The following is a 24,786-nucleotide window of genomic DNA, read 5'->3' as shown; positions in this document are numbered from 1 at the left end:
TCAGATCAAAGCGAGCCACTCATGACAGCCCATCGATTCAACACCATCCTGATTGCCAATCGTGGCGAGATCGCCTTGCGCGTCATCCGCAGCGCGCGCCGCCTTGGTTATCGTACCGTGGCGGTCTATTCGGATGCGGATCGCAATGCCCCGCACGCCCGCGCGGCGGACCTCGCGGTGCATCTCGGCGCTTCGCAACCATCGGTCTCCTACTTGAACATTGCGGCGATCGTCGACGCGGCAAGGCGCTCGGGCGCGCAGGCAGTGCATCCGGGTTATGGCTTTCTCGCGGAGAATCCGGAATTCGCCAACGCCTGCATGGAAGCCGGATTGTGCTTCATCGGTCCTACCGCATGGTCGATTCTGTCCATGGGCAACAAGGCGGGCGCCAAGCGCCTGATGAAAGAGGCCGGCGTACCGTGCGTGCCCGGCTATCTGGGTGCGGACCAGTCCGACGCGCGCATGCTGGAAGAAGCCAGGCTGATCGGCTATCCCGTGATGATCAAGGCGGCGTCGGGTGGCGGCGGTCGCGGCATGCGGCGCGTCGATGAGGATGCGGATTTCGTTGCAGCCTTGCATTCCGCGCGTTCGGAAGCGGAGAACGCGTTCGGCAGCGGCGAGCTGATCCTTGAAAAGGCGATCGTCGAGCCGCGCCATATCGAGATCCAGGTCTTCGCCGATCAGCATGGCAATGTCGTTCACCTGGGTGAGCGCGATTGTTCCGTGCAGCGCCGCCATCAAAAACTGATCGAGGAATCGCCCTCGCCCGTCGTCACACCGGCTTTGCGCGCACAGATGGGCGCGGTGTCGGTGGCCGCCGCGAAAGCGATCGACTATGTGGGGGCTGGTACGCTGGAATTCCTGCTCGACCGCGATGGCAACTTCTATTTCATGGAAATGAATACCCGTTTGCAGGTCGAGCATGCGGTGACCGAAGCAGTCGTCGGAGTCGATCTCGTCGAATGGCAACTGCTGGTCGCGCAAGGCGGCGCCCTGCCCTTGCGCCAGGAAGAGATCGACGCACGTCTTGCAGCCGGCGGGCACGCCATCGAAGTACGTCTTTGCGCCGAAGACCCTGGCGAAAATTTCCTTCCGCAGAGCGGCGCAATCGCCTACTGGAAAGCGCCGTCCGACCTGCGCTGCGATCATGCATTGGAAAGCGGACTGACGATATCGCCCTATTACGATTCGATGGTCGCCAAGCTGATTGCGCATGGCAGCGATCGCGCCGATGCGCGGCGCAGGCTGGGCTATGGATTGGATGAGTGCATCCTGCTCGGGGTAAAGACCAACCGGCATTTCCTGTCGCGCTGCATGCGTCATGCGGCGTTCGTCGACGGGCATGCCACGACGGCATTCATCGAGACTTTTTTCCCATCCTCTGCCCGTGCGCCCTCAGCTTGCGAACCGGTCGTAAGGCACATGGCTGCCGCCTTGCTCGCGCTGCAGCAGAAGACGCAGCTGCTTGACCAGCCATGCTACCCGGCCGAGCTGCACGGCTGGTCAAGCAGCTGCGTCTATCCGCAGCATTGCCGCTTCCTGCTCGACGGCGAGGCGCTTGAAGTACTCATGACGACCATGCAGGGCGGCCGCTGGCAGATGCATGCAGACGGCGAAGATGCCGAGGTGGTTCTCACTGCGTCGAACGAGAACGATGCGACGTTGCAGATCGATGGCCGCGCTTGCCGCGTCTCATACGCAAGCACGGACGCGGCACTTTACTTTGTCTTCGACGGTATCGCGCACACCGTCAGGGATACCACCTACGCGCCACCGGTGCGTGATGCGGCGGGTAGCACAAGCGGACGCATCACGGCACCGATGAACGGACAGGTGGTCGCCGTGCATGTGCAGCTCGGCGAAGGCACGGCGGCGGGACAGGCCTTGCTGGTGATCGAGGCGATGAAGATGGAGCACTGCATCCTTTCTCCGCTGGACGGCGAAGTCGTGAGCCTGCACGTGCAGATCGGCGACCAGGTCGCGCCGGGCCAGGTATTGGTGGAGCTTTCCGCCGCACAATGAGCGGCGCGTCCGCACCATGCGCGCCGCGAACAGGTCAGGACAGCGAAGCGTCGCGCAACTCCCGGCGCAGAATTTTGCCGACCGGCGTCTTGGGAAGCTCGTCGCGGAACTCAATGTGACGTGGAATCTTGTAGCGCGTGAGATTGACGTCGCAGTGCGCGAGAATTTCCTCGGCGGTCAGCGCGGGATCCTTGCGTACCACGAAGAGTTTTACCGCTTCGCCCGAATGCGCGTCGGCCACACCGATCGCCGCGGCCTCCAGCACGCCGGGATGCGCGGCGATGACGGCTTCGATCTCGGTCGGGTAGACATTGAAGCCGGAGACGATGATCATGTCTTTCTTGCGATCGGTGATCGTGACCCAGCCATGCTCGTCCATCGTGCCGATGTCGCCCGTCTTCAGCCAGCCGTCGGCGGACAAGACTTCCGCCGTTTCCGCCGGGCGCTGCCAATAGCCTTGCATCACCTGCGGTCCGCGCACCAGGATCTCGCCCGGTTCGCCGCAGGCGCACAGGCTGCCGTCGTCGCGGCGGATCTGCACTTCGGTGGATGGCAGCGGTATGCCGACGCTGCCGCAGCGCGGCCGATGCAAGGGGTTGATGCAGACGCCGGCAGTGGCTTCGCTCAAGCCGTAGCCTTCGATCATGGCAGCCTTGGTCGCCGCCATCCAGCGTTCCATCACCGGACGCAGCATGGCGGCGCCGGCCCCGATCGACAGCTTGGCCGCGCGGGCGCAGTCCGGTCCGAAGCCGGGCTGGTTGGCGAGCGCGTTGTACAGCGTGTTCACGCCGGTCATGACGGTCCATGGGTAGGCGCGCATGGTTTTGACGAAGGCTGGCAGATCCTTCGGATTGGTGATCAGGATGCTGTGCCCGCCGAAGTTCATGAAGGTCAGGCAATTCGCCACCAGTGAAAACGCGTGATACAGCGGCAGCGGCGTGAGCACGATTTCCTCGCGCTGGCGTAAGGTATTGCCTATCCACGCGCTGCATTGCAGGACATTTGCAATGACGTTGGAATGGGTCAGGACGACGCCTTTCGAAACGCCGGTGGTACCGCCCGTGTATTGCAGAAAGGCGATGTCATTGCCGTGCGCCATGCGCCCCGGGCGGGCTTGCGCGGCAAGCTTGCTGCCCGCCGAAAGCGCCTGCAGCAAGCGAATGGCGCCGGGGATGTGCCAGCGGGGAACCATTTTTTTGATGTGGCGCACAGCCATGTTGACGATCATGCGTTTGGGCGGATCGAGCATATCGCCGACCCGCGTCACAAGCACGTGCCTGACGGCCGTTGCTGGCAGCACCCTCTCGACCTTGGAGGCGAAATTCTCCAGCACGACAATGGCGCGCGCACCGGCATCCTGCAGTTGATGTTGAAGCTCGCGCTCGGTGTACAGCGGGTTGACGTTGACAACGACCAGTCCGGCGCGCAAGGCACCGAACATGACGATTGGATACTGCAGCAGGTTGGGCAGCATGATCGCGACCCGCTCGCCCGGCGCCATGCCTGGCAAGGAAAGTAAAAATGCCGCGAAGGCGGAGGACAGGCGGTCAAGCTCGCCATAGCTGATCGATTTTCCCATGCAAGTGAATGCAGGCAGATCCGCGTATTGATGGCATGCCTCATCAAACATCTGGTTAATCGATTGAAAGCTGCCGGCATCGATGCTTGCCGGAACGTCGGGCGGGTAATCCTGCAGCCAGGGTTTGATCGTCTCCATATCATTCTCTTTCCGAGTTGTGTTTTTAGACACATGCTACGCCGGCATCAAATTAAAGCAAGCGATTGACTTTGTTCGACCCCGTAATACGGCAGATTGTTGATTCCGATCTAATTGCTGAATGTCGTCCCTTCGCCCCTTCGGCCCGGCGCAAAGGATTGCGGCGGGCGACGTACCCGTCTTTCATTACGGAAGCGAAATGCGCGCGTGCATTGATCGGGATCAGAGCCGGACGCACTGGCCCGGCAATTTGCATGCACGGCGATATATTTCAATACATTGTCCTGCAGAGACGACACGGTTCTTCCCTGCCATTTATCTTGCCGCCCACGGCGACGTAACAGGCCGCCGCGGCGTTGACGGAAGACATGTTCAGCAACGCAATCGCGGGCAATTCTTTCAGGAGCTCTCCCATGGCGATCACGACCACCGCCGATCATCCGCATGATCACCCAGAACATGCGCACCCGCACGGCTGGCGCAGGTGGCTATATGCAACAAACCACAAGGATATCGGTACGATGTACCTTTGGTTCTCCATCGTCATGTTCCTGTTCGGCGGCATTCTTGCAATGCTGATCCGTGCCGAACTGTTCCAGCCCGGCCTGCAGTTTTTTCAGCCCGAGGTCTACAATCAGCTGGTGACCATGCATGGCCTGATCATGATTTTCGGTGCCATCATGCCGGCCTTCGTCGGCCTGGCGAACTGGATGATTCCGCTGCAGATCGGCGCATCCGACATGGCGTTCGCACGCATGAACAACTTCTCGTTCTGGCTGCTGCCGCCTGCCGCCGTTCTGCTGGCGACCTCATTCCTGGTGGCCGGAGGCGCTGCCGCGGCCGGCTGGACCATGTACCCGCCGCTCTCGATACAGATGGGCGTCAGCATGGACATGACGATCTTCGCGGTGCACATCATGGGTGCTTCGTCCATCATGGGCGCGATCAACATCATCACCACCATTCTCAACATGCGCGCACCCGGCATGACCATGATGAAATTGCCGATGTTCTGCTGGGGCTGGCTGATCACCGCCTACCTGCTGATCGGCATCATGCCGGTGCTGGCCGGCGCGGTGACGATGATGCTGACCGACCGCCACTTCGGCACCACTTTCTTCGACGCGGCAGGCGGCGGCGATCCGGTGATGTACCAGCATATTTTCTGGTTCTTCGGCCATCCCGAGGTCTACGTCATGATCCTGCCGGCGTTCGGCATCATCTCCCACATCATTCCCACTTTTGCGCGCAAACAGCTGTTCGGCTATGCCTCGATGGTCTACGCTATCGCGTCGATCGCGATCCTGTCGTTCATCGTCTGGGCACACCACATGTTTACCACTGGCATGCCGGTGACCGGCCAGTTGTTCTTCATGTATGCAACCATGCTGATTTCCGTGCCGACCGGCGTGAAGGTCTTCAACTGGGTGGCGACCATGTGGAAAGGTGCGCTCAGCTTCGAGACGCCGATGCTGTTCGCGGTCGGGTTCATTTTCGTGTTCACGATCGGTGGCTTTTCCGGTCTGATCCTGGCGGTGGCACCGATCGATATCCAGATGCAGGACACTTATTACGTCGTGGGACACTTCCACTACGTGCTGGTGGCTGGCTCCCTGTTCGCGCTGTTCGCCGCCTTCTACTACTGGTCACCCAAGTGGACCGGTCACATGTACAACGAATGGCGCGGGAAATTTCATTTCTGGAACTCGCTGATCTGGGTCAACGTGAGCTTTTTTCCGATGCACTTCCTGGGACTGGCCGGCATGCCGCGCCGCTACGCCGACTATCCGGCGCAGTTCACCGACTTCAACATGTTGACATCGATCGGCGCCTTTCTTTTCGGCCTGACGCAGGTCTACTTCATTTTCTTTGTCGTCATTCCGGCAATCCGCGGCGGCAAGAAGGCAGAAGCGGCACCATGGGAAGAAGCGCAGGGATTGGAGTGGACAGTCCCGAGCCCGGCGCCGTTTCACACCTTTGAAGTGGCTCCCATCGTGAAGTAGCCTGACGCGCCGCAGTGAGGAGCGATTCATGAACAGGCATGAATGGCAGTTGAGGCGCAATTGCTCGCTGTCGCCATGCCAGCTTGGCATCGCCTTCGCCCTGCCCTGCCTCGCATCGCTTTTCATCGCGGCATTTTTCCTGTGGCAGGGTACCTGGATTGTTCTTGCCTTTACCATGCTGGAAATCGTCGCCGTGGCCTTGGCGTTCTGTCAGTATGCGCGTCATGCAACCGATCAGGAGCACATCGTCGTGGCTGACGACTGCCTGCTGGTCGAACGAATCCTGGCCGGACAGATCAAGCAATTCCGGCTGGACCCGCATTGGACTCGTGTTTCGCCGCCCGACCAGGCGCAGGATCTGATCCATCTTGAAGCAAAGGGAATAAAAATCGAAGTCGGACGTTTTGTCACAAAGGAATGTCGACGGCAGATCGCCCTGGAACTTCGGCAAGAATTGCAGAGGAGTCCATCGCTGCACGGAAGCGCATGATGTTTGCCACCAGACTGCGACGACATTCGCCGTGATACGACTATGACGATGGATGCGTCGCGAAGGGCCGGTATGCCTGCATCTCTGCACGCGCCTGCCGAATGACAGAACGCGCGGCGCTCAGCCCCAGCGTACCCATGACGGTGGCGACGACGATATCCGGCCATCCGGTGCCCGTGCCGAAAACACCCAGCGCCGCCAGCAGGACGGCGACATTGCCGATGGCATCGTTGCGCGTGCACAGCCATACGGAACGCATGTTGGAATCGCCATTGCGATAGGCGAACAAGAGCACCGCGACGAGCAGATTCGCGAGCAAGGCCAGCGCCCCGATCTTGCCCATGGTCATATGTTCAGGGAGCACGCCGGACGCCGCATTCCACAGCGAAGCGCCGAGCACGAAGAGGCCGTACGCACCCATGGTCAGGCCCTTCGCCAGGGCGGCGCGCGAGCGCCAGACCGGCAGCATGGCCAAGACAAACAGCGAGAGGCCGTAATTCGCGGCATCGCCGAAGAAATCCACCGCATCCGCGAGCAGCGATACCGACCCGGCCGACCAGCCGCTCACCAGCTCGACGCCGAACATCGCGGCATTGACGAACAAGGCGATCCAGAGCACGCGCCGATAGCATGGGTCGACAGGAGGTTGGGATGAACATGTTCCAGAACAACAATCCGACATCGATGACTCCTTTTCCTTTCCCGACATTACACACCATGCTGCGGGTACAAGGTCAAGCAATGTTTGAAAAATGCCGGAAAGTAAAACAACAAGGCAAACTTTCCATGACGCCTTGTTGATGGAACGCCAGCGCTTCAGGCGAAGTCCAATGCCAGTCGATGATGATTTTCGGGCGAGGAGGTGGCCCGCCGCTCAGAGCGCATTGAGCGGGATCTTCAGGTAGCTCACTCCGTTGCCTTCCGGGGGCGGGACATTGCCGGCGCGAATGTTCACCTGGATCGCGGGCAGGATCAGATTGGGCATGTCGAGGCCGGCATCCCTCTTCTGACGCATGTCCACGAATTGCTCTTCGCTGATGCCGTCGCGGATATGGATATTGCGCGCACGCTGCTCGCCCACCGAGGTTTCCCATGCAGGCGGACGGGCACCGGGCGGATAGTCGTGGCACATGAAGAGCCGCGTGTCGGCCGGCAGCGACAGCAGCTTGCGAATCGAGCGATAGAGGGTGCGCGCATCGCCGCCCGGGAAGTCGCAGCGCGCGGTGCCGACATCCGGCATGAACAGGGTATCGCCGACGAACACGGCATTGCCGAAGCGGTAAGCCATGTCGGCGGGGGTATGGCCGGGCACGAACAGGGCCTGCCCGGTCAGTGCTCCGACCTGAAAGCTTTCATTGTCGGCAAACAGATGATCGAACTGCGAACCGTCCTCGCGGAATTCGTCGTCAAGGTTGAACAGGCGCTTGAACACGGCCTGCACCTGGCAGATGCGCTCACCGATGGCAACCTTTCCATCCATGTGGCGCTTCAGGTATTGCGCCGCGGACAAATGGTCGGCGTGGGCGTGGGTTTCGAGTATCCAGTCGAGGGTCAGCGAATGCGCGTAGACAAACTGCATCAGGCGGTCGGCCCGGCTGGTGCGAGTGCGGCCGGACTTGGGATCGTAATCGAGCACCGGATCGATGATCGCCGCACGTCCGCCCGGGCGGTCATACACCACATAGCTCACGGTCCCGGTGACGCTATCGAAAAACGCCTCAATGCGCGGCTCCATCTGCTGCTCCGAAAACATTATATTCAATGATATATTATCGCCCTGCCCGACAAGGTCAAGAAGATTCTGGAGACGCCATGAAAGACCATCCGACGCTGATCGACATCGCTTCCATGCATGCGGCGGCCGCGGAAGCAACGGCACTGCTGCGCACTTTGGCCAATGAAGATCGCTTGCTCTTGTTGTGCCAGTTGAGCCAGGGCGAGAAATCGGTCGGCGAGCTGGAGGAACTGCTCGACATCCGCCAGCCGACCCTGTCGCAGCAACTGGGCGTGCTGCGCACCGAAAACCTGGTCAACACCCGGCGCGACGGCAAGCGGATCTACTACTCGGTGGTCGATCCCAAGGTGCTGACCCTGCTCGGCATCCTCTACGATTTGTACTGTCCGCAGGAATAAGGAGAAAACAATGTCGATCGACTGGACGCATTTCACGCCGCTTTCGGCATTGGCGGGCGGCTTGCTTATCGGCCTGGCCAGCGCGCTGTTCGCGCTCTTCAACGGCCGGATCGCCGGTGTCAGCGGCATTGTGGCCGGCATGCTGCGTCCGAACGGCGGCGACATGCTGTGGCGCCTTGCCTTTGTTGCAGGAATGGCCGCGGCGCCGCTGCTCTACCTGGTGTTTTCTCCGCTGCCGGAAATCCGCATCGACACCGGGCCGGCGCTGCTGATGCTGGCCGGACTGCTGGTGGGCATCGGCACGCAGTATGGCTCCGGCTGCACCAGCGGCCACGGCGTGTGCGGCCTGTCGCGCCTGTCGCCGCGTTCGCTGTTCGCAACGATGATGTTCATGGCAGCCGGCTTTGCGACCGTGTATGTCGTGCGCCACCTGCTGAGAGGATGAGCGCATGAACATCCTGTTCGCCTTTATTGCCGGCCTGGTGTTCGGACTCGGGCTCATCGTCTCGGGCATGGCCAATCCGGCGAAGGTGCTCGGCTTCCTCGATCTCGCCGGCGCCTGGGATCCGTCGCTTGCACTGGTGATGGCCGGTGCCATCGGGATCGGCCTCGTGGGATTCGCGTTTGCCCGGCGCAGGACCCTCACCCTGCTGAATCTGCCCATGCAACTGCCTGACGCGGACCATATCGACCGGCGCCTCGTCGGCGGCAATCTTCTGTTCGGCATAGGCTGGGGTCTGGCCGGCATCTGCCCGGGACCGGGGCTGGTCTTGCTGGGTGCGGGGGTCGTGAAAGGATGGCTGTTTGTCCTTGCGATGATTGCCGGCATGGCCCTGTTTGAATTCATCGAACAATTCAGGCAGCGTGGTGCCGCCCCCGGCGCATCGGTGCTGCGCTAAGATCGGTCAGGACGCGGACACGATGCCGCGCAAGTGCTGGCGCGCGATGTCGAATTCGCGCTGCAATGCCTCGTACAATTTCTGCGCACCTTCGAGGCTGCCTTCCTTGCCCATCCGTTCGAGTTCCATGCAGTGCTTGCGCATGCGGTCCGCGCCGAGGTTTTCAATGCTGGAAAGGAAGCGATGCGCGGCCGATTCCAGCGCCTCGGCCTTGCCTTCGGCCAGCGCGGTAGCGATGTTGTTCAGATGCTTGGGCGAGTCGGCGACGAACAGTTCGATGATGTCGGACACCAGCGTCGGATTGTCCTCATCCTGCAACTCCATCAGCTGGTTGATGCGGCGGCGATCGATGACTTCCGTCCCCTCCGGCGCGACCTCGTCCCTGGGCGGCGCCGACACGGCGATCAGCACCGCGCGCACATCGTCCAGTTCGATCGGCTTGGACACATAGGCATCCATTCCCGCGGCCAGGCAGCGTTCGCGATCGCCGGGCATCGCGTTGGCCGTCATCGCAATCACCCGCGGCGGCATGTTCGCACCGTAGCGCGCACGCAAGCGCCGCGTCGCTTCCAGCCCGTCCATTTCCGGCATCTGCACATCCATCAGGACCACGTCGTAGTTCTGCCGTTCCAGCGCATCGAGCACTTCGATGCCGTTGGCGACCACATCCGCACGATAGCCCAGATGCGCCAGCAATTGCTGCACCACTTTCTGGTTGACGGTATTGTCCTCCGCCACCAGGATCTTGAGCGGCACCGTTTCGGACAGCCTCTCGCTGGGCGCCATCGGCCGCCGCAATGACGTCTGCATGGGTTCGATCCGCATCGCATGCAGCAAGGCGTCGAACAAGGCGGTCGGCTTGATGGGCTTGTTGAGATACGCCGAAAACCTCACCTCGCTCATCTTCGCGTCGCGCGGCCGGTGGGCCACCGAGGTCAGCATAATCAGCGGCAAGGCTTTTTCGTCGCGGTATTTGCGAATCTCAAGCGCGAGGCCGAGGCCGTCCATCTCCGGCATGCTCATGTCGAGTATGCCGACGTCAAACGCATGCCCGTGGCGCACGAGGTCCAGCGCCTCGATGGCCGACGCGGCGGCCGACGGCACCATGCCCCACAGCAGTGCCTGCTTGACCAGGATGCGCCGGTTGGTGCTGTTGTCGTCGACGATCAGCACATGCTTGCCTGCCAGCGCGGAAGAGCGCTCCTGTAGAAAGCTGTGCGCCAGCTGCGACCCGGATGCTTCGGCGACGATGGTGAAGTAAAAGGTCGAGCCACTGCCGACCTCGCTCTCCACCCACATCCTGCCGCCCATGATTTCCGTCAGGCGCTTGCTGATGGCGAGGCCGAGTCCGGTGCCGCCATATTTGCGCGTGGTCGAGGCATCGACCTGGGTGAAGGCCTGGAACAATTCGGCCAGCCGCTCTTGCGGAATGCCGATGCCGGTGTCCTTCACCGCGAAATGCACTTCGTAACCCGCGTCGCCGAAGGGCACCGCTGACACCGATACCACCACTTCGCCGCGATGCGTAAACTTGATCGAGTTCGACAACAGGTTGACGAGAATCTGGCGCAGCCGGGTGACGTCGGAGACCAGCGCTGCCGGCACGCTGTCGTCAATGAAGTACGCGAGGTTGATGTTTTTCTCGCTCGCCTCGGAGGACAACAGATCCAGCGACTCCTCGATGCAGCGCCGCAGGTCGAAGGGCTGCCGCTCGATTTCCAGGCGTCCGATTTCGATCTTGGAATAATCGAGAATGTCGTTGATGATGGTGAGCAGCACCTCGCTGCTGGCGCGGATCGTTTCGGTGTAGTCGCGCTGCTCATCGTTGATGTGCGTGTTGAGCAACAGGCTGGTCATCCCGATGACGGCGTTGAGCGGCGTGCGGATCTCGTGGCTCATGTTGGCGAGGAACATGCTCTTGGCCTGCATCGCGGCCTCCGCTCTTTCCTTGGCCGTTTCCAGCTCGCGTTCATACGCCTTGCGCTTGGAGATGTCGCGCAGAATCACGGTATGAATCGTGCCGCTGTCGGCCTCCAGTTTTGAAATCGATGCTTCCGCCGGAAATTCGGTACCGTCCTTGCGCGCCGCATAAATGACCTGCCGTTCCGCCATCTTGCGCGCCGTCAGGCCAGACTTGTCGAAGCGGTCGATATGCTTGCTGTGTTCAGCGTGATATCGCAATGGCAGCAGCAGATTAAGCGGCTTGCCTTTGACTTCCTCGGCGCTCCAGCCGAAGGTGCGCTCCGCACCCTGATTGAACAAGATGATTCTCTGCGCGCTGTCCACGCAAATGATCGCGTCGTCGGCAATGCTGAGGATGCCGTTGAGTTGGGCGGACGTCAGGTTGTCGTTCATGGTCTGACGGCAGGCAGGCGCTATTTCATTGCGGCAGCTCTTTCCAATCGACACGATCCATTCATGTCATCGAACGCGCATGCTGGTTCGATGAAACGTCGGCGCATCAAGCGGACCGCAACGCGCATTCCGGCGCCGGTCCGCCGCGTGTCGCTGATCAATTGTTCAATTGGAGGCAAGCCAAATGAGAATGGTTCCTTGCATCGGATTATGCGCACGACCGTGCTATATCCGTCCCCGTTTCCTGCACGCGACACGATCACGGAAGAATGAAAAAGTTTCACCTTTTTTCAAGCGATTTAATTTATCCTTGCGCGAAGCGCAAATTACCCATCCTGTACTACTCCACCATGACATCAAACGTTCATCACCAAGCGCGGCCGATCCACAAGATCCTGGTCGCCAACCGTTCTGAAATTGCCATCCGCGTCATGCGCGCCGCCGCCGAACTGGGCATGCGTACCGTCGCGATCTACGCTGCCGAAGACCGCTTCGCGCTGCACCGCTTCAAGGCCGACGAAAGCTATCTCGTCGGCGAAGGCAAGAAGCCGATCGCCGCCTACCTGGACATCGACGACATCATCCGCATTGCCAAGGAAGCGGGCGTCGATGCGATCCATCCCGGCTATGGCTTCCTGTCCGAGAACCCGGATTTTGCCGAAGCCTGCGCCGCGAACGGCATTATGTTCATCGGCCCGCAACCGGAAGTCATGCGTACGCTGGGCAACAAGGTCGCCGCCCGTAACGCCGCGATTGCCGCCGGCGTGCCCGTCATGCCGGCCACCTCGGCCCTGCCGCACGACATCGAAAAGGCAAAGAAACTCGCCGCCGAGATCGGCTATCCGCTGATGCTCAAGGCCAGCTGGGGCGGCGGCGGTCGCGGCATGCGCGTGATCGAATCCGAGGCTGAACTGCCCGGCCAGCTCGAAGTTGCACGGCGCGAAGCCGCAGCCGCTTTCGGCAATGATGAGATGTACCTGGAAAAGCTGGTGCGCCGCGCGCGCCATGTCGAAGTACAACTGCTGGGCGACACCCACGGCAACCTGGTGCACCTGTTCGAGCGCGACTGCTCGGTGCAGCGCCGCAACCAGAAAGTGGTCGAGCGCGCGCCGGCGCCCTACCTCGACGAGGCGACCCGCGCCGAATTGTGCGACGCCGCCCTGCGCCTGGGCAATGCCGTCAATTACACGCACGCCGGCACGGTCGAATTCCTGATGGATGCCGACACCGGCAAGTTCTACTTCATCGAAGTCAATCCGCGCATCCAGGTCGAGCACACCGTGACCGAACAGGTAACCGGCATCGACATCGTGAAGGCCCAGATCCGCGTCTCGGAAGGCGCGAAGATCGGCGACAAGGACGAGCATGACGCCGGCATTCCGGTGCAAGCGGACATCCGCCTCAATGGCCATGCGCTGCAATGCCGCGTCACCACCGAGGACCCGGAGAACAACTTCACCCCCGACTACGGCCGCCTGGTCGCCTACCGCAGCGCGGCCGGCTTCGGCGTGCGTCTCGACGGCGGCACCGCCTATTCCGGCGCGGTCATCACGCCCTACTACGATTCCCTGCTGGTGAAAGTCACCGCCTGGGCGCCGACCTCGGATGAGGCCATCGCCCGCATGGACCGCGCATTGCGCGAATTCCGCATCCGCGGCGTGTCGACCAACCTGCCCTTCCTCGAAAACGTGATCAACCACCCGATGTTCAAGTCGGGCGAATGCATCACCCGCTTCATCGATACCACGCCGGAGCTGTTCCAGTTCGCCAAGCGGCGCGACCGCGCCACGCGCCTGCTGCGCTTCATCGGCGATGTGGTGGTCAACGGCAATCCGGAAATGAAGGGCAGAAAGGGCATCGACGGCATCCTGCCGGCGCCGCTGCTACCGGCCACCGGCAAGTCGGGCCAGATCATTCCGGGTTCGCGCGACAAGTTCAGGGAACTCGGCGCCGAGAAATTCTCGCAATGGATGAAAGACCAGCCGCAGGTGCTGATCACCGACACGACAATGCGCGACGCGCACCAGTCGCTGTTCGCCACCCGCATGCGCAGCGCCGACATGCTGGCCATCGCGCCCTACTATGCGCGCCTGCTGCCGAACCTGTTCTCGATGGAATGCTGGGGCGGCGCCACCTTCGACGTCTCGATGCGTTTCCTGAAGGAGGACCCGTGGGAACGCCTGGCCAGGTTGCGCGAAGCGGTGCCCAACGTCCTGTTCCAGATGCTGCTGCGCGCTTCCAACGCGGTCGGCTACACCAACTATGCCGACAACGTGGTGAAACACTTCGTGCAGCAGGCGGCCGCCGGCGGCGTCGACCTGTTCCGCGTGTTCGATTCGCTGAACTGGGTGGAGAACATGCGTGTGGCCATCGACGCGGTGCGCGATACCGGCGCGCTGTGCGAAGGCGCGATCTGCTACACCGGCGACCCGTTCGATCCGTCCCGCCCGAAGTACAGCCTGCAGTATTACGTCAAGATGGCGAAGGAGCTGGAAAAAGCCGGTGTGAACATCCTTGCCATCAAGGACATGGCCGGCGTGTGCAAACCGAACGCGGCCAAGGCGCTGATCAAGGCATTGAAGGACGAAGTCGGCCTGCCGATCCATTTCCATACGCACGACACTTCCGGCATCGCCGCCGCATCGGTACTGGCGGCGGTGGAAGCCGGCTGCGACGCAGTGGATGGTGCGATGGATGCGATGAGCGGCCTGACCTCGCAGCCGAACCTCGGCTCGATCGCGGCCGCGCTGTCCAACACCGAGCGGGATCCGCTACTCGATAAACAAGCCCTGTTTGCCATCTCGCAATACTGGGAAGGCGTGCGGCGGCAGTACGCGCCCTTCGAAGCCGACATGCGCTCCGGCACTTCCGACGTGTACCGCCATGAAATGCCGGGCGGGCAATACACCAACCTGCGCGAGCAGGCGCGCGCGATGGGCATCGAGCACCGCTGGACCGAAGTGGCGCAGGCGTATGCCGACGTCAACCAGCTGTTCGGCGACATCGTGAAGGTCACGCCAACTTCCAAGGTGGTGGGCGACATGGCCCTGTTCATGGTCGCCAACGATCTCACTCCCAACGAGGTGAAGCATCCGGACAAGGAAATCGCCTTTCCGGAATCGGTGATTTCCCTGTTCAAGGGCGAGCTCGGTTTCCCGCCGGATGGCTTCCCGAAGGAGCTGGAAAAGAAAGTACTTAAGGGCGCCAAGCCGATGGAAGGACGTCCCGGCAAGAACCTGCCGGAAGTCGATCTCGTACAGGCGAAGGCGGACGCGGAAAAGGCCGTCGGCCGCAGCATCAGCGAGCAGGAACTGGCGTCGTATCTCATGTATCCGAAGGTGTTCCGCGATTATGCCGCGCATCGCCGCGACTACGGTGACGTGAGCGTGCTGCCCACGCCGGTATTCTTCTACGGCCTGAAGGACGGCCAGGAGATTTCGGTCGACATCGACCAGGGCAAGCGACTGGTGATCCGCCTGCAGGGCCGTACCGAACTGGAGGAGGAAGGGCAGAGCAAGCTGTTCTTCGAGCTCAACGGCCAGCCGCGCCTGGTGCGGATCGACCGTGCCGGCGCAATGAAGCTGGTCACGCATCCGCGCGCGGAGGATGGCAACGCGAACCACGTCGGCGCGCCGATGCCGGGCATGGTGGTGACGGTCGCAGTCAAGGCCGGCCAGAAGGTCGCCAAGGGCGATCCGCTGGTATCGATCGAGGCCATGAAGATGGAAACCATGATCCGTGCCGAACGCGATGCGGTGGTCAAGCACACGCATGTGAAGCCGGGCGCAGTGGTAGCGGCCAAGGACTTGCTGATCGAACTCACCGATTGAGCAAGCACGGTCATGCCATGAAAAAAAGCCTGCAGCGATGCAGGCTTTTTTATCGGCAAGACAATCGTGGCTGATCAGTAATAGCGATACACGCGATTGTTTTCCACCCGCACGCGCGTGCCGATCTGCAAATCCGCCGCGCTCTCCTGCGTGATGGTCTGATGCGTGCCGTTGTCCAGACGTACGCCGATCTGATACGCCTCACGCCCCTGCGAATTGCGCTCGATCTCGTTGCCGATCATGGCACCGCCGACGACGCCGGCAACGGTCGCGGCCTTCCTCCCGCGCCCTCCACCAACCTGATTGCCGAGCAAGCCACCCACCACGCCGCCGACGACCGCCCCCACACCGACATTGCCGACATTACCGGTGGCGCCGCCCTGGACGAGCTGGATGGAGTCGATCATGCCGTAGGATTGGTAATACGATTGCGACGGGCCGGGATAGCTTTGCACCGGCACCGGATAGGACTGCGACGTGGCAGGCGGGTAATAGCCGGGGCTGGCGCAGCCGGCAAGAATCGCGGCGGCGATGAGGATGGCGGAAGCAGGTGTGCGGCAGGTTTTCATGGCAGTTCTCGCTGATAACGATTTCATTAAAAGCGAAACGGAGAGGCAATGCCAGTGTCTATCGGTAAGGGTTGAAACAAGTTGTTTCGTGCACGGGCTGATTGTCCACGGAAAACACGGAAAGCACGGAAAGGGAAGACCGGTTTCAAGTTCTTCCCGTCTGCACCGATGACGGGAGAATGCCCGGATTTCAGCACGCTTGAAACTTCAATCTTTTCCGTGCTTTCCGTGTTTTCCGTGGACCACTGAACGGCGTTTGCTACTTGGTCTCGAAGGTCGTGACGCCATCCCAATCGGCACCAGGCGGCACGTCGCGGTAGTGCGCAATGCGCTCCAGGTAAAGCATGTACAAGGCCGTGTCGGGATACATCTCGTGCAATTCGCGCAGATGCTGCTCGGCGAGGTCCCATTGCTGTGCGCGCACCAGCTCCAGCGCCTTGTGCCATTTGTCGAGGGCGCCGTGTGTCGCGTCGTCCAGTTCGGACATCCGGCCGAGCGGTTCGAAAATCGGTACCGGCTCGTTTTTTCCCTTCACCCGTACGCGATCGAGTTCACGATAGGCGAATTGCGGCGCGGCGAGCCGGGTCGCTTCGCCGACCGCAATGCCGACGCCGTACACCTTGGTAATGCCTTCCAGCCGCGAAGAGAGATTGACTGCATCGCCCATCACGGTATAGGCGCGGCGGATCTTCGATCCCATGTCGCCCACGCGCATTTCGCCGGTATTGAGACCGACGCCGATCTTCAGGGGCGGCCAGCCGCGCGCGGTGAAATCCTGGTTCAGCTTTTTCGCGCTGGCCTGCATCTGCAATGCGGTCGCCACCGCGCGGCTGGCGTGATCAGGCAAGGCCACCGGCGCGCCCCAGAACGCCATCACCGCATCGCCGATGTACTTGTCGAGCGTGCCGCGATTGCCGCGTATATCTTCCGACATCGCGGTCAGGTACAGGTTGATGTACTCGCGCAAGGCGTTGGGCGTCAGTCCTTCGGAAATCGTGGTGAAGCCGCGCACGTCGCAGAACAGCACGGTCAGCTCGCGGCTCTCGCCCTCCATGTTGTAGCTCTCCGGATTCTCCGCCATCTCGGCGACCAGTTCCGGCGCGACGTATTCGCCGAACAGGTTCACCATCGCGCGACTCTTGCGGAATTCAAACAGATAGCCCCAGGCGAGGCTGAAGATGAACAGGCTGCCGATCAACAGCAGCACCGCCGCAACCGACACCACCCAGTTCAGAGACTGGTACATGTAGAGGTTCAAGCCGAGGACGCCGGCGATCGTCGCGAACGACACCAGGATGGACATGAGCGGCGACAGCACCGGCAGCAGCAGGCCGAGCACGATGCCGACGAGAGCGGTCTCCACCAGCTCCAGCGCCACGCCGAAATCGGGCTCCTGCTTGAAGTCGCCGTCGAGGATCGATGCGATGATGTTGGCGTGCATCTCGACACCGGGATAGTCGATGTTGACCGGTGCCGCGCGCAGATCCTTCAGGCCGGCCGAGGTGGTGCCGACCAGGATGATGCGGTCCGCGAGATCGTCCACCGGCAGGCGCTCCTTGAGGACGTCGATCGCGGAGACATAGCGGAACTGGCCGCCGCGCGGCCCGCCCGGCCCGCGGTAATTGATCAGCGCAGTCAGGTTGCGATCCAGCGGGATGGTGGTCGTATGCGGCTTGCTGTTGAGCTTGATCGCCTTCAGCGCACCGTATTCGCGCAGGGTGTCGCCGGAGAGATGGGTTTCTTCCGCGGTGAAGAAGACCGGCTTCACCCGGCTCGCACCGAGGCCGGCGCGCGCCGTGGCAAGCGCGAGCGATTCATAGAAGCCGTCGCCGACCTGCGCGATCAGGGGAACGCGACGGATCACGCCGTCCAGATCGGGCGTCGGATTCATGAAGCCGCCGCCTCTGGCCGCTTCCTGCAGCACGTCGAGGTTGCCGGTATAGGACCGGTAGACCGATACGTCGATCTCGCGCCCGCCGAGCTGCTCGACGGTGAACACCGGCGGCGGCAGCAGCCCCTTGATGATGGCAGTCGGCTCGTTCGAGAGAAAATAGCCAAGCACCACCGGTCTGCCGTCGAGTGCCATGGCCATGCGCTTGTCATAGTCGAACCTCGGCTTGAGCGCGCGCACCCGTTCGCCGAATCCGGGCACATCCTTCAGCTCCTTGTTCGCCAGCGATTCCAGTGTGTTGTAGCCGGAGCTGGTGTCGGGCTCGGAAAAGATCACGTCGAAGCCGACCGTCCTGACGTGGTACTTGTCGTCGAGCTTCTCAATCAGGCTTGCCACCGTGGCGCGGTTCCAGGGCCAGCGTCCGACTTCCGCGATGCTTTTCTCGTCGATGTCGACGATCACGATGCGCGGATCGAGTTCGCCCTGCTGCACCCGCATGCGCATGTCGTAGATAAAATCGTCGATGCGGCCGATCAGGATGGTCGGCAGGAAGTGCAGTATCTGGAGCGCGGCGATCAGCGTGAAGATCAGGGCCAGCAACCAGCGCGCGCCATATCTGGACAGGTGGCGTCGCACGTTCACTTCCTCCGGTCAGGGCGTGTAGCCGGGAATCTTGCTTTCATCGACTTCATCAATCTGTGCCGGGTCCATGAAGCGCTTTGCATAGTCGAGATACACCTTTTTTCGGATGAAAATGTCGAACAGGTCCGGGTCGATGTGATTGCGCAGCTTGAAGCCGCCGAGGATGTGCAGCGATTCGGTCAGGGTCTTGCCCTTCTTGTAAGGCCGGTCTTTCGCCGTCAGCGCTTCGAAGATGTCGGCAATCGCCATCATGCGCGCCTGCCAGGACATCTCGTCGCCGCGCAGGCCGCGCGGATAGCCCTTGCCGTCCATGCGCTCGTGATGGCCGCCGGCATATTCCGGCACGTCGCTCAAATGCTTCGGCCAGGGCAGCGATTCCAGCATGCGGATGGTGACCGAAATATGGTTGTTGATGATGTCGCGCTCGCGCTGGTTCAGCGTGCCGGCGCGGATCGTCAGGTTGCCGATCTCTTCCTCGCTGAGCAGGTCGCGCTCGTCGCCATCCGGCGCGATCCAGCGGTAGCGGCTGGCAATCTGCGTGACGCGCTTCTGGTCGTCTTCCGACATGGCTTCACTGCCGATATTGGCGCGCCGCAGAAAGTCGCGGTCCGCATCCATGCGGATCAGTTCTTCGCTCAGCATGCGGTTGATTTCGGCATGGCGCTTCGGATCGTTGCCACTGGCGAGCTTTTCCTTCAGCGAGCGGATCTCGGCATCGCGCTTGACGACTTCAAAGCGGGTGTCGACCAGATGGACGCGATCGAAAATGGTTTCGAGCTTGGTGGATTTTTCCACCACATGCACCGGCGTGGTGATCTTGCCGCAATCGTGCAGCAGGCCGGCCAGCCACAATTGCTTGCGGTCGTTCTCGCTCATCTCGAATTCGGCCAGCGGCCCGGCCTCGGTCGCATGCGCCGCGTCGGCCAGCATCATGGTCAGCAAGGGCACGTGATGGCAATGCCGTCCGGTGTGCGGCGATTTCTCGTCGATGCCGATATTGATCAGGGTGACGAAGGATTCGAACAGGTCTTCCAGGCGCAGGATCAACTGCTGGTTGGTGAGCGCGATCGCCGCCTGCGACGCGAGCGCTTCGATGAAGCGCTGGTCGGTGTCGGAAAACGGCTGGGTCTGGCCGGTGTGCGGATCCCTGGCATTGATCAGCTGCAGCACACCGATCAGTTCGCCTTCATGGTCCTGCATCGGCACCGTGAGGAACGACTGCGAATGATAGTGGTAAGTCTCGTCGAACTTGCGCATCCCGGAGAAGTTGAACACGTCGACCTGGTAGACGTCCTGGATGTTCACGGAGACGCCGGTGTTGGCCGCGTATGCCGCCACCGCGCCGAGATTTTTTGCGCCGGTGGAGGTCGTCAGCGGAATATCGGGAATCGCCACTTTATTGCCGCTCAATCCACCCTGGTACATGCCGAGCGTATCGTTGATCGAAATCGAGAAGCACAGGTTCTTCTTGTCGGCGCTGATGCGATACAGGGTGCCGCCGTCGGCATGGGTCATGCTTTTCGCCGTCCGCAGGATTTTCTCCAGCAGCACGGTGGTGTCATGCGTGGTGCTGAGCTCGACGCTGAGCTCGGTCAGCTGCTCCAGCCTCAGCGCGATGTCAGGTTTGTTTTGCTCGGTCATTGCTGTTCAACCGTGTGGCGATGCGCCACCGGAATGGGTGAATGTTGCGCCGCTTCCTTCCCCTCGCCACGCGTCAGACGCGAGTCGCTCAAAACACGAATGTGTCTCCGCACTTGAGCGCCTTGAAGCCGCGTGCCCCGCCTTCGGAGCGCAGCTCCTGCATGATCAGGTCTTCATGTCCCGGCTTCAGGTGGTAGATCAGGAATTCGACGGAAAGTGGTACCGACCGGATATCGGCGAGCAGCGAACGCGGACAGAAATGCAACGAGCGGTTCGCGATCTCCATGTCGGCGTTGGCAAAAGAACAATCCACAATCACTTTGGTGAGCCGTTTTTCCTGTGATAGCGCAGCCCACAATTCGGCGGTGGCGGCCATGTCGCCGGTGAACAGGAAACCGGATTTTGTGTTGTGCACCCAGTAGGCGGATGACCCGGCGGTATGGTTGACCGGGTAGGCGCAGACGATCCTTCCGTCGATCTCGACGCAACCATTGGGATCGATGGCCTCCCAGCGCAGTGTTGGCGTCTCGGGGCTGGGAATGACGGCGAAGTCCGGCCACAGTACCCAGTTGAACAGATGTTTCTTCAGTGAGGCGATGACCTTTTCGGTGGCGTGCACCGTGACCGGGCCGCTCTTTCTGCCCTGGACGGCATCCAGCAGCAGTGCCAGGCCGGCCACATGGTCAAGATGGCAATGCGTGATGAACACATGGTCGATGCGGATCAATTGGTCGATGTCGAGGCTGGTCAGGCCCGTCCCCGCGTCCAGCAGGATATCGTGATCCACCAGCAGGGTCGTGGTGAGGCGTTCGCGTCCGCCGATACCTCCGGCACATCCAAGTACTTGCAACTTCATCGTTCGGCGCCCGTTGATATCGGGTCAGTCATCGTGTGAAACGCATCGGCGGACCTCCATATGCAAACCCGCCCGGCGCGCATTGAAAATAGCTCTCCCATCGTCCTCCCCCGTTTTCTTTTTTGAATGATTGTAGACTGAAAAGGTTCCATTGCGGCTTTTATGTCGCCGCAACGCGGCTGGTCAAAATTAAGCTGATGCCCGTGATACATTTTCGCAACGCGATCCATTATTATTGAAGCTTGGCGCCATCGACGGCAGGCACGGTCATACCCTGCGCATTCGACGGCAAACGATGACGAATGGACAAGATGACATGAGTGCTGTTCTCGGTACCCCCAAAAGCAACGGCAGCCAGGACGATGTCAACACTCGCCTGAACTTCTTCAAGAAACTTCAGGCCGTCACCAACAAGATCCATTCCACGAGCAACGTCGACGAGATCATGCTCGACCTGTCGCAGGACGTGTGCGACCTGTTCAATGCCGATCGCCTCACGGTCTACGCGGTCGCCGAGGACAAGACCTCGATCGTGTCGAAGGTCAAAACCGGTCTCAACTCGATCAACCAGCTCCGCCTTCCGATTTCCGACCAGAGTGTGGCGGGCTATGTCGCGCTGATGCGCAAGGTGGTCAATATCCGCGACGTCTACGACGACGCCGAGCTGAAGACGCATTCGCCCGAACTGCACTTCCTGCGCGAAGTGGACCGCCGCACCGGCTACCGTACCAAGCAGATGCTGGTGGCGCCGATCATCGACGAACGCAACAACGAGTTGCTCGGCGTGGTCCAGCTCATCAACAACCGCGACGGCACCACTTTCTCCGCCATCTCGGAAGACGGCATCAAGGAGCTGGGCAAGACGCTGGCGATCGCCTACACGCAGCGGCTGCGTCCGCCGCCGGTGATCCGCTCGAAGTACGACCAATTGATCGCCGAGGCTGTACTGTCGGCGGCCGAGCTGGAGCTTGCGTCCCGTTCGGCGCGCCGCAAGAGCGACGACATCGAAGCCGTCCTGGTGAAGGAGTTCCAGGTCAAGCTGCCGGTGATCGGTCAGGCGCTGGGCAAGTTCTTCGGCGTGCAGTACGAACCCTTCAAGGCCGACCGAGTCAAGCCGACCGACCTGCTCAGGAATCTCAAGCGCGACTTCGTCGAGCAAAGCCAGTGGCTGCCGATCGAAGAGAACACGGAAGGCGTGGTGATTCTCGCAACCGATCCCGAACAGGCGAGGAATGCGCGCATCATCAACAGCATTTTTCCCAAGGCGAAGCTGGTCTACCGGGTGACGACGAATGCCGAGTTCCGCCAGACCATCGACCAGTTCTTCGGCGCCGAAAGCGAAATGGGCTCGGTCGGCGAACTGCTGTCGGGCATGGAGGACAGCGACGAAGACGGCGTCGAACTGTCCGAAGCCGATCTGTCCGCGGCGGCGGAAAACGAGCTGGTCAAACTGGTCAACAAGATCATCATCGATGCCTACCGCCAGAACGCGTCCGATATCCATATCGAACCGCGCCCCGGCAAGGAAAAGACGATGATCCGCTTCCGCAAGGACGGCTCGCTCGAACCCTACATCGAAATTCCGTCCAGCTACCGCAATGCGATTTCCGCGCGCATCAAGATCATGTGCGACCTCGACATCTCGGAGCGCCGCAAGCCGCAGGACGGCAAGATCAAGTTCAAGAAGTTCGGCCCGCTGGATATCGAATTGCGCGTCGCGACCATTCCCTCGGCCGGCGGCGTCGAGGATATCGTGATGCGTATCCTGGCGGCGGGAGAACCGATTCCGCTCGACAAGCTGGGCGTGCTGCCGCACAACCTGGAGCGGCTCAAGAGCGCCGTCAGCAAGCCTTACGGCCTGTTCTTCGTCTGCGGCCCGACCGGTTCCGGCAAGACGACGACCCTGCATTCCGTCCTCCATTTCCTGAACACGCCGGAAACCAAGATCTGGACCGCCGAGGATCCGGTGGAAATCACGCAAAAAGGCTTGCGCCAGGTGCAGGTCAACCGCAAGAGCGGGCTCGATTTCGCCACCGCGATGCGTGCCTTCCTGCGCGCCGATCCGGACATCATCATGGTCGGCGAAATGCGCGACAAGGAAACGGTGTCCATGGGCATCGAGGCATCGCTCACCGGTCATCTGGTATTTGCCACGCTGCATACCAACAGCGCGCCGGAATCGATCGTGCGCCTGCTCGACATGGGCATGGATCCGTTCAACTTCGCCGACGCCCTGCTGGGCGTGCTGGCGCAGCGGCTGGCCAAACGCTTGTGCTCGAACTGCAAGATGGCTTACGAGCCCTCGAAGGAAGAGCTGCAGCTGCTACTGGCGGAATACTGCGAAGAGCTGCGGAACACGACGGCCTTCGTCAAGGATGAATCCGCTGCGAAGCAGGCTGTCCTCGATCAATGGACGAAGAACTACGGCGACAGCCAGGGCCGCTTCACGATGTACAAGGCGGTCGGCTGCGACCAGTGCAGCAACGGCTACAAGGGTCGCGTCGGCCTGCATGAGCTCATGCTCGGCACCGACCGCTTGAAGAAACTGATCCAGGAGCACAACCGGGTCGCGGTCATGCTCGCGACGGCACTGGAAGATGGCATGCTGACACTGAAGATGGACGGCATCGAGAAGATCCTGTCCGGGATTACGGATATCAAGCAGGTGCGTGCGGTCTGCATCAAGTGACCACGCTCAGTCGTGATCGAGGTACTCCACCAGTTGTCCGCTGACGCCGCGCAGCCGCTGACTCATCAGCTTGCCAAGCTTGGCCAGGATATGCGCCGCAAGTCCCGGTCGCTCGGTGATAATGCGGTGATAGTTGTCCTTGGTGAGCAATAACAGCACGCTGCCCCGGCTTGCGATACAGGTTGCAGAACGCTCAACGCACCTCGCAATCCACAGCACCTGCCTTGCCACCGCTGGAGGCGCCGCCCTGCGGCCCCGGACTGCTCGAGAAACTCGGCGGCGGCGTGAACTGGATGCCCGGGTTGGCCGGCAGAATCACCGGCGGCTGGTGGAGGCTCGGCGTATAACCGAACTGCCCCGCCGCAAAATTCTGCGTTCCGGCGCCATTGCTCAGGTGGATCATGCCGTCCAGCACCTGCACGTACAAGCCTGGTGCGCGGCCGCCGCTGATACCGCCCGCAGGAGGCGGCGCATTCTGCGCCAACCGCAGCGGCAACACCTCCAGCGGCGCAGCCTGCATGGGCATGTCGCTGCGGATGTCATCCGTCGCAGCCGGGTAGGCGGCCGGTGCGAGGGCCGCCATGCTGGCCAGGCCGTAAGCCGCCACTGCACCGTCTTCCGGCGGGATGTATTCGGCGATATAGGTCGTGCCGCGAATGCCGATGGTGGCCGTCGGCGTGTTCACGCCAACCCGTTCCTTGCTGCGCTTGCCCAGCGCGCCGGTCACGGCACGCAGGCCGCCCTTGACCAGGCTAAAGGTCGCGCTGTCTTTCTCCTGCTTGTCTTCCTCAAAGACGAAGCTGTCGATCTTCAGCTGTGAGTTGGGACGCAGCGTGATTTCGCTGTTGTCGATGAACTTGACGCGCGCATAGGTCTCCTTCTCGCTGATCAAGGTATCGCCCTGCTCCACCGTCGATTTGACCGCGAGGATCTTCACGGTGCCGTCCGCTTTCTTGGCCAGCAAGGCACCACTCAGGTTCACAACCGTACCCGCCACCTGTCCGGCGAATGCGAGGCCCGCCGACAGGAGCAAGACCAGCAATGCAAGT

At 61.4% G+C, this 24,786-nt stretch carries 19 protein-coding genes; 9 read left to right on the top strand and 10 right to left on the bottom strand.

Annotated elements, in window-relative coordinates; translation table 11 throughout:
• Nucleotides 1–21: 21 nt before the first annotated feature.
• Nucleotides 22–2,022, top strand: coding sequence for a biotin carboxylase N-terminal domain-containing protein (locus VJ651_RS21400; RefSeq protein ID WP_324109369.1), 2,001 nt, complete (start codon nucleotides 22–24; stop codon nucleotides 2,020–2,022).
• A 34-nt stretch (nucleotides 2,023–2,056) separates the two neighbouring features.
• Here the strand turns inward: VJ651_RS21400 and VJ651_RS21395 are convergent, their stop codons facing one another.
• Nucleotides 2,057–3,739, bottom strand: a complete 1,683-nt coding sequence (locus VJ651_RS21395) for an AMP-binding protein (protein WP_324109368.1) — start codon at nucleotides 3,737–3,739, stop codon at nucleotides 2,057–2,059.
• Nucleotides 3,740–4,152: 413 nt separating this feature from the next.
• Between VJ651_RS21395 and ctaD the strand changes: the two genes are divergently transcribed.
• Nucleotides 4,153–5,742 carry a cytochrome c oxidase subunit I gene (gene ctaD / locus VJ651_RS21390; RefSeq protein ID WP_324109367.1) on the top strand — a complete coding sequence of 530 codons (1,590 nt, stop codon included), beginning with the start codon at nucleotides 4,153–4,155 and terminating at the stop codon, nucleotides 5,740–5,742.
• 28 nt (nucleotides 5,743–5,770) lie between these two features.
• On the top strand, nucleotides 5,771–6,232 hold the full coding sequence (locus tag VJ651_RS21385; RefSeq protein ID WP_324109366.1) for a DUF2244 domain-containing protein: 462 nt from the start codon (nucleotides 5,771–5,773) through the stop codon (nucleotides 6,230–6,232).
• 40 nt (nucleotides 6,233–6,272) lie between these two features.
• On the opposite strand, the gene VJ651_RS21380 is transcribed toward VJ651_RS21385, so the two are convergent.
• Complete coding sequence (locus VJ651_RS21380; RefSeq protein ID WP_324109365.1) at nucleotides 6,273–6,914, bottom strand: cation transporter; 642 nt, start codon at nucleotides 6,912–6,914, stop codon at nucleotides 6,273–6,275.
• On the opposite strand from VJ651_RS21380, the gene VJ651_RS21375 reads away from it, so the two are divergent.
• Nucleotides 6,884–7,033 (top strand): hypothetical protein, encoded by a 150-nt coding sequence (locus VJ651_RS21375; RefSeq protein ID WP_324109395.1) that lies wholly within the window; start codon nucleotides 6,884–6,886, stop codon nucleotides 7,031–7,033. The two genes, VJ651_RS21380 and VJ651_RS21375, sit on opposite strands and share 31 nt — an antisense overlap.
• A 73-nt stretch (nucleotides 7,034–7,106) precedes the next feature.
• Here VJ651_RS21375 and VJ651_RS21370 read toward each other — a convergent pair whose 3' ends face one another.
• Nucleotides 7,107–7,967, bottom strand: coding sequence for an MBL fold metallo-hydrolase (locus tag VJ651_RS21370; RefSeq protein ID WP_324109364.1), 861 nt, complete (start codon nucleotides 7,965–7,967; stop codon nucleotides 7,107–7,109).
• 77 nt (nucleotides 7,968–8,044) lie between these two features.
• Between VJ651_RS21370 and VJ651_RS21365 the strand changes: the two genes are divergently transcribed.
• The 3 genes from VJ651_RS21365 to VJ651_RS21355 are packed head-to-tail and all read left to right on the top strand — an operon-like array spanning nucleotide 8,045 to nucleotide 9,264.
• Nucleotides 8,045–8,365: a metalloregulator ArsR/SmtB family transcription factor gene (locus VJ651_RS21365; RefSeq protein ID WP_324109363.1), complete on the top strand. Its 321-nt coding sequence runs from the start codon at nucleotides 8,045–8,047 to the stop codon at nucleotides 8,363–8,365.
• 10 nt (nucleotides 8,366–8,375) lie between these two features.
• The gene (locus tag VJ651_RS21360; protein WP_324109362.1) at nucleotides 8,376–8,810 is read left to right on the top strand and encodes a YeeE/YedE family protein; all 435 of its coding nucleotides are present in this window, start codon (nucleotides 8,376–8,378) and stop codon (nucleotides 8,808–8,810) included.
• 4 nt (nucleotides 8,811–8,814) lie between these two features.
• On the top strand, nucleotides 8,815–9,264 hold the full coding sequence (locus tag VJ651_RS21355) for a DUF6691 family protein (protein WP_324109361.1): 450 nt from the start codon (nucleotides 8,815–8,817) through the stop codon (nucleotides 9,262–9,264).
• A 6-nt stretch (nucleotides 9,265–9,270) separates the two neighbouring features.
• Here VJ651_RS21355 and VJ651_RS21350 read toward each other — a convergent pair whose 3' ends face one another.
• A complete protein-coding gene (locus VJ651_RS21350) occupies nucleotides 9,271–11,619 on the bottom strand; it encodes a response regulator (RefSeq protein ID WP_324109360.1) in 2,349 nt (782 codons plus the stop codon).
• A 350-nt stretch (nucleotides 11,620–11,969) separates the two neighbouring features.
• Between VJ651_RS21350 and VJ651_RS21345 the strand changes: the two genes are divergently transcribed.
• Nucleotides 11,970–15,449, top strand: a complete 3,480-nt coding sequence (locus VJ651_RS21345; protein WP_324109359.1) for a pyruvate carboxylase — start codon at nucleotides 11,970–11,972, stop codon at nucleotides 15,447–15,449.
• A gap of 74 nt (nucleotides 15,450–15,523) precedes the next feature.
• Here VJ651_RS21345 and VJ651_RS21340 read toward each other — a convergent pair whose 3' ends face one another.
• The 4 genes from VJ651_RS21340 to VJ651_RS21325 all read right to left on the bottom strand — a co-directional run bounded on the left by VJ651_RS21340 (nucleotide 15,524) and on the right by VJ651_RS21325 (nucleotide 21,048).
• The gene (locus VJ651_RS21340; protein ID WP_324109358.1) at nucleotides 15,524–16,018 is read right to left on the bottom strand and encodes a glycine zipper 2TM domain-containing protein; all 495 of its coding nucleotides are present in this window, start codon (nucleotides 16,016–16,018) and stop codon (nucleotides 15,524–15,526) included.
• A 259-nt stretch (nucleotides 16,019–16,277) separates the two neighbouring features.
• Nucleotides 16,278–18,545: an adenylate/guanylate cyclase domain-containing protein gene (locus VJ651_RS21335; protein WP_324109357.1), complete on the bottom strand. Its 2,268-nt coding sequence runs from the start codon at nucleotides 18,543–18,545 to the stop codon at nucleotides 16,278–16,280.
• Nucleotides 18,546–18,560: 15 nt separating this feature from the next.
• Complete coding sequence (locus tag VJ651_RS21330) at nucleotides 18,561–20,192, bottom strand: HD domain-containing phosphohydrolase (RefSeq protein ID WP_324109356.1); 1,632 nt, start codon at nucleotides 20,190–20,192, stop codon at nucleotides 18,561–18,563.
• A gap of 88 nt (nucleotides 20,193–20,280) precedes the next feature.
• Nucleotides 20,281–21,048, bottom strand: coding sequence for a 3',5'-cyclic-nucleotide phosphodiesterase (locus VJ651_RS21325; protein WP_324109355.1), 768 nt, complete (start codon nucleotides 21,046–21,048; stop codon nucleotides 20,281–20,283).
• A 316-nt stretch (nucleotides 21,049–21,364) separates the two neighbouring features.
• Here VJ651_RS21325 and VJ651_RS21320 point away from each other — a divergent pair, with 316 nt between their 5' ends.
• Entirely contained in the window at nucleotides 21,365–23,737 is a 2,373-nt protein-coding gene (locus VJ651_RS21320) for a GspE/PulE family protein (RefSeq protein WP_324109354.1), read from the top strand.
• Nucleotides 23,738–23,743: 6 nt separating this feature from the next.
• Here VJ651_RS21320 and VJ651_RS21315 read toward each other — a convergent pair whose 3' ends face one another.
• Nucleotides 23,744–23,896 carry a hypothetical protein gene (locus tag VJ651_RS21315; protein WP_324109353.1) on the bottom strand — a complete coding sequence of 51 codons (153 nt, stop codon included), beginning with the start codon at nucleotides 23,894–23,896 and terminating at the stop codon, nucleotides 23,744–23,746.
• A gap of 34 nt (nucleotides 23,897–23,930) precedes the next feature.
• Nucleotides 23,931–24,779: a FecR family protein gene (locus VJ651_RS21310; RefSeq protein WP_324109352.1), complete on the bottom strand. Its 849-nt coding sequence runs from the start codon at nucleotides 24,777–24,779 to the stop codon at nucleotides 23,931–23,933.
• Nucleotides 24,780–24,786: the final 7 nt, after the last annotated feature.

The sequence above is a fragment of the Noviherbaspirillum sp. genome, from assembly GCF_035254865.1.
Classification (GTDB): Bacteria; Pseudomonadota; Gammaproteobacteria; order Burkholderiales; family Burkholderiaceae_D; genus Noviherbaspirillum.
The sequence above is the reverse complement of the archived record's forward strand: the minus strand, read 5'-3'. Positions and strand labels throughout refer to the sequence as shown.

Coding starts and splice junctions, on each gene's coding strand:
- VJ651_RS21400 (WP_324109369.1), top strand. CDS start 22: ATGACAGCCCATCGATTCAACACCATCCTGATTGCCAATCGTGGCGAG.
- VJ651_RS21395 (WP_324109368.1), bottom strand. CDS start 3,739: ATGGAGACGATCAAACCCTGGCTGCAGGATTACCCGCCCGACGTTCCG.
- ctaD (WP_324109367.1), top strand. CDS start 4,153: ATGGCGATCACGACCACCGCCGATCATCCGCATGATCACCCAGAACAT.
- VJ651_RS21385 (WP_324109366.1), top strand. CDS start 5,771: ATGAACAGGCATGAATGGCAGTTGAGGCGCAATTGCTCGCTGTCGCCA.
- VJ651_RS21375 (WP_324109395.1), top strand. CDS start 6,884: ATGAACATGTTCCAGAACAACAATCCGACATCGATGACTCCTTTTCCT.
- VJ651_RS21380 (WP_324109365.1), bottom strand. CDS start 6,914: ATGTCGGATTGTTGTTCTGGAACATGTTCATCCCAACCTCCTGTCGAC.
- VJ651_RS21370 (WP_324109364.1), bottom strand. CDS start 7,967: ATGGAGCCGCGCATTGAGGCGTTTTTCGATAGCGTCACCGGGACCGTG.
- VJ651_RS21365 (WP_324109363.1), top strand. CDS start 8,045: ATGAAAGACCATCCGACGCTGATCGACATCGCTTCCATGCATGCGGCG.
- VJ651_RS21360 (WP_324109362.1), top strand. CDS start 8,376: ATGTCGATCGACTGGACGCATTTCACGCCGCTTTCGGCATTGGCGGGC.
- VJ651_RS21355 (WP_324109361.1), top strand. CDS start 8,815: ATGAACATCCTGTTCGCCTTTATTGCCGGCCTGGTGTTCGGACTCGGG.
- VJ651_RS21350 (WP_324109360.1), bottom strand. CDS start 11,619: ATGAACGACAACCTGACGTCCGCCCAACTCAACGGCATCCTCAGCATT.
- VJ651_RS21345 (WP_324109359.1), top strand. CDS start 11,970: ATGACATCAAACGTTCATCACCAAGCGCGGCCGATCCACAAGATCCTG.
- VJ651_RS21340 (WP_324109358.1), bottom strand. CDS start 16,018: ATGAAAACCTGCCGCACACCTGCTTCCGCCATCCTCATCGCCGCCGCG.
- VJ651_RS21330 (WP_324109356.1), bottom strand. CDS start 20,192: ATGACCGAGCAAAACAAACCTGACATCGCGCTGAGGCTGGAGCAGCTG.
- VJ651_RS21325 (WP_324109355.1), bottom strand. CDS start 21,048: ATGAAGTTGCAAGTACTTGGATGTGCCGGAGGTATCGGCGGACGCGAA.
- VJ651_RS21320 (WP_324109354.1), top strand. CDS start 21,365: ATGAGTGCTGTTCTCGGTACCCCCAAAAGCAACGGCAGCCAGGACGAT.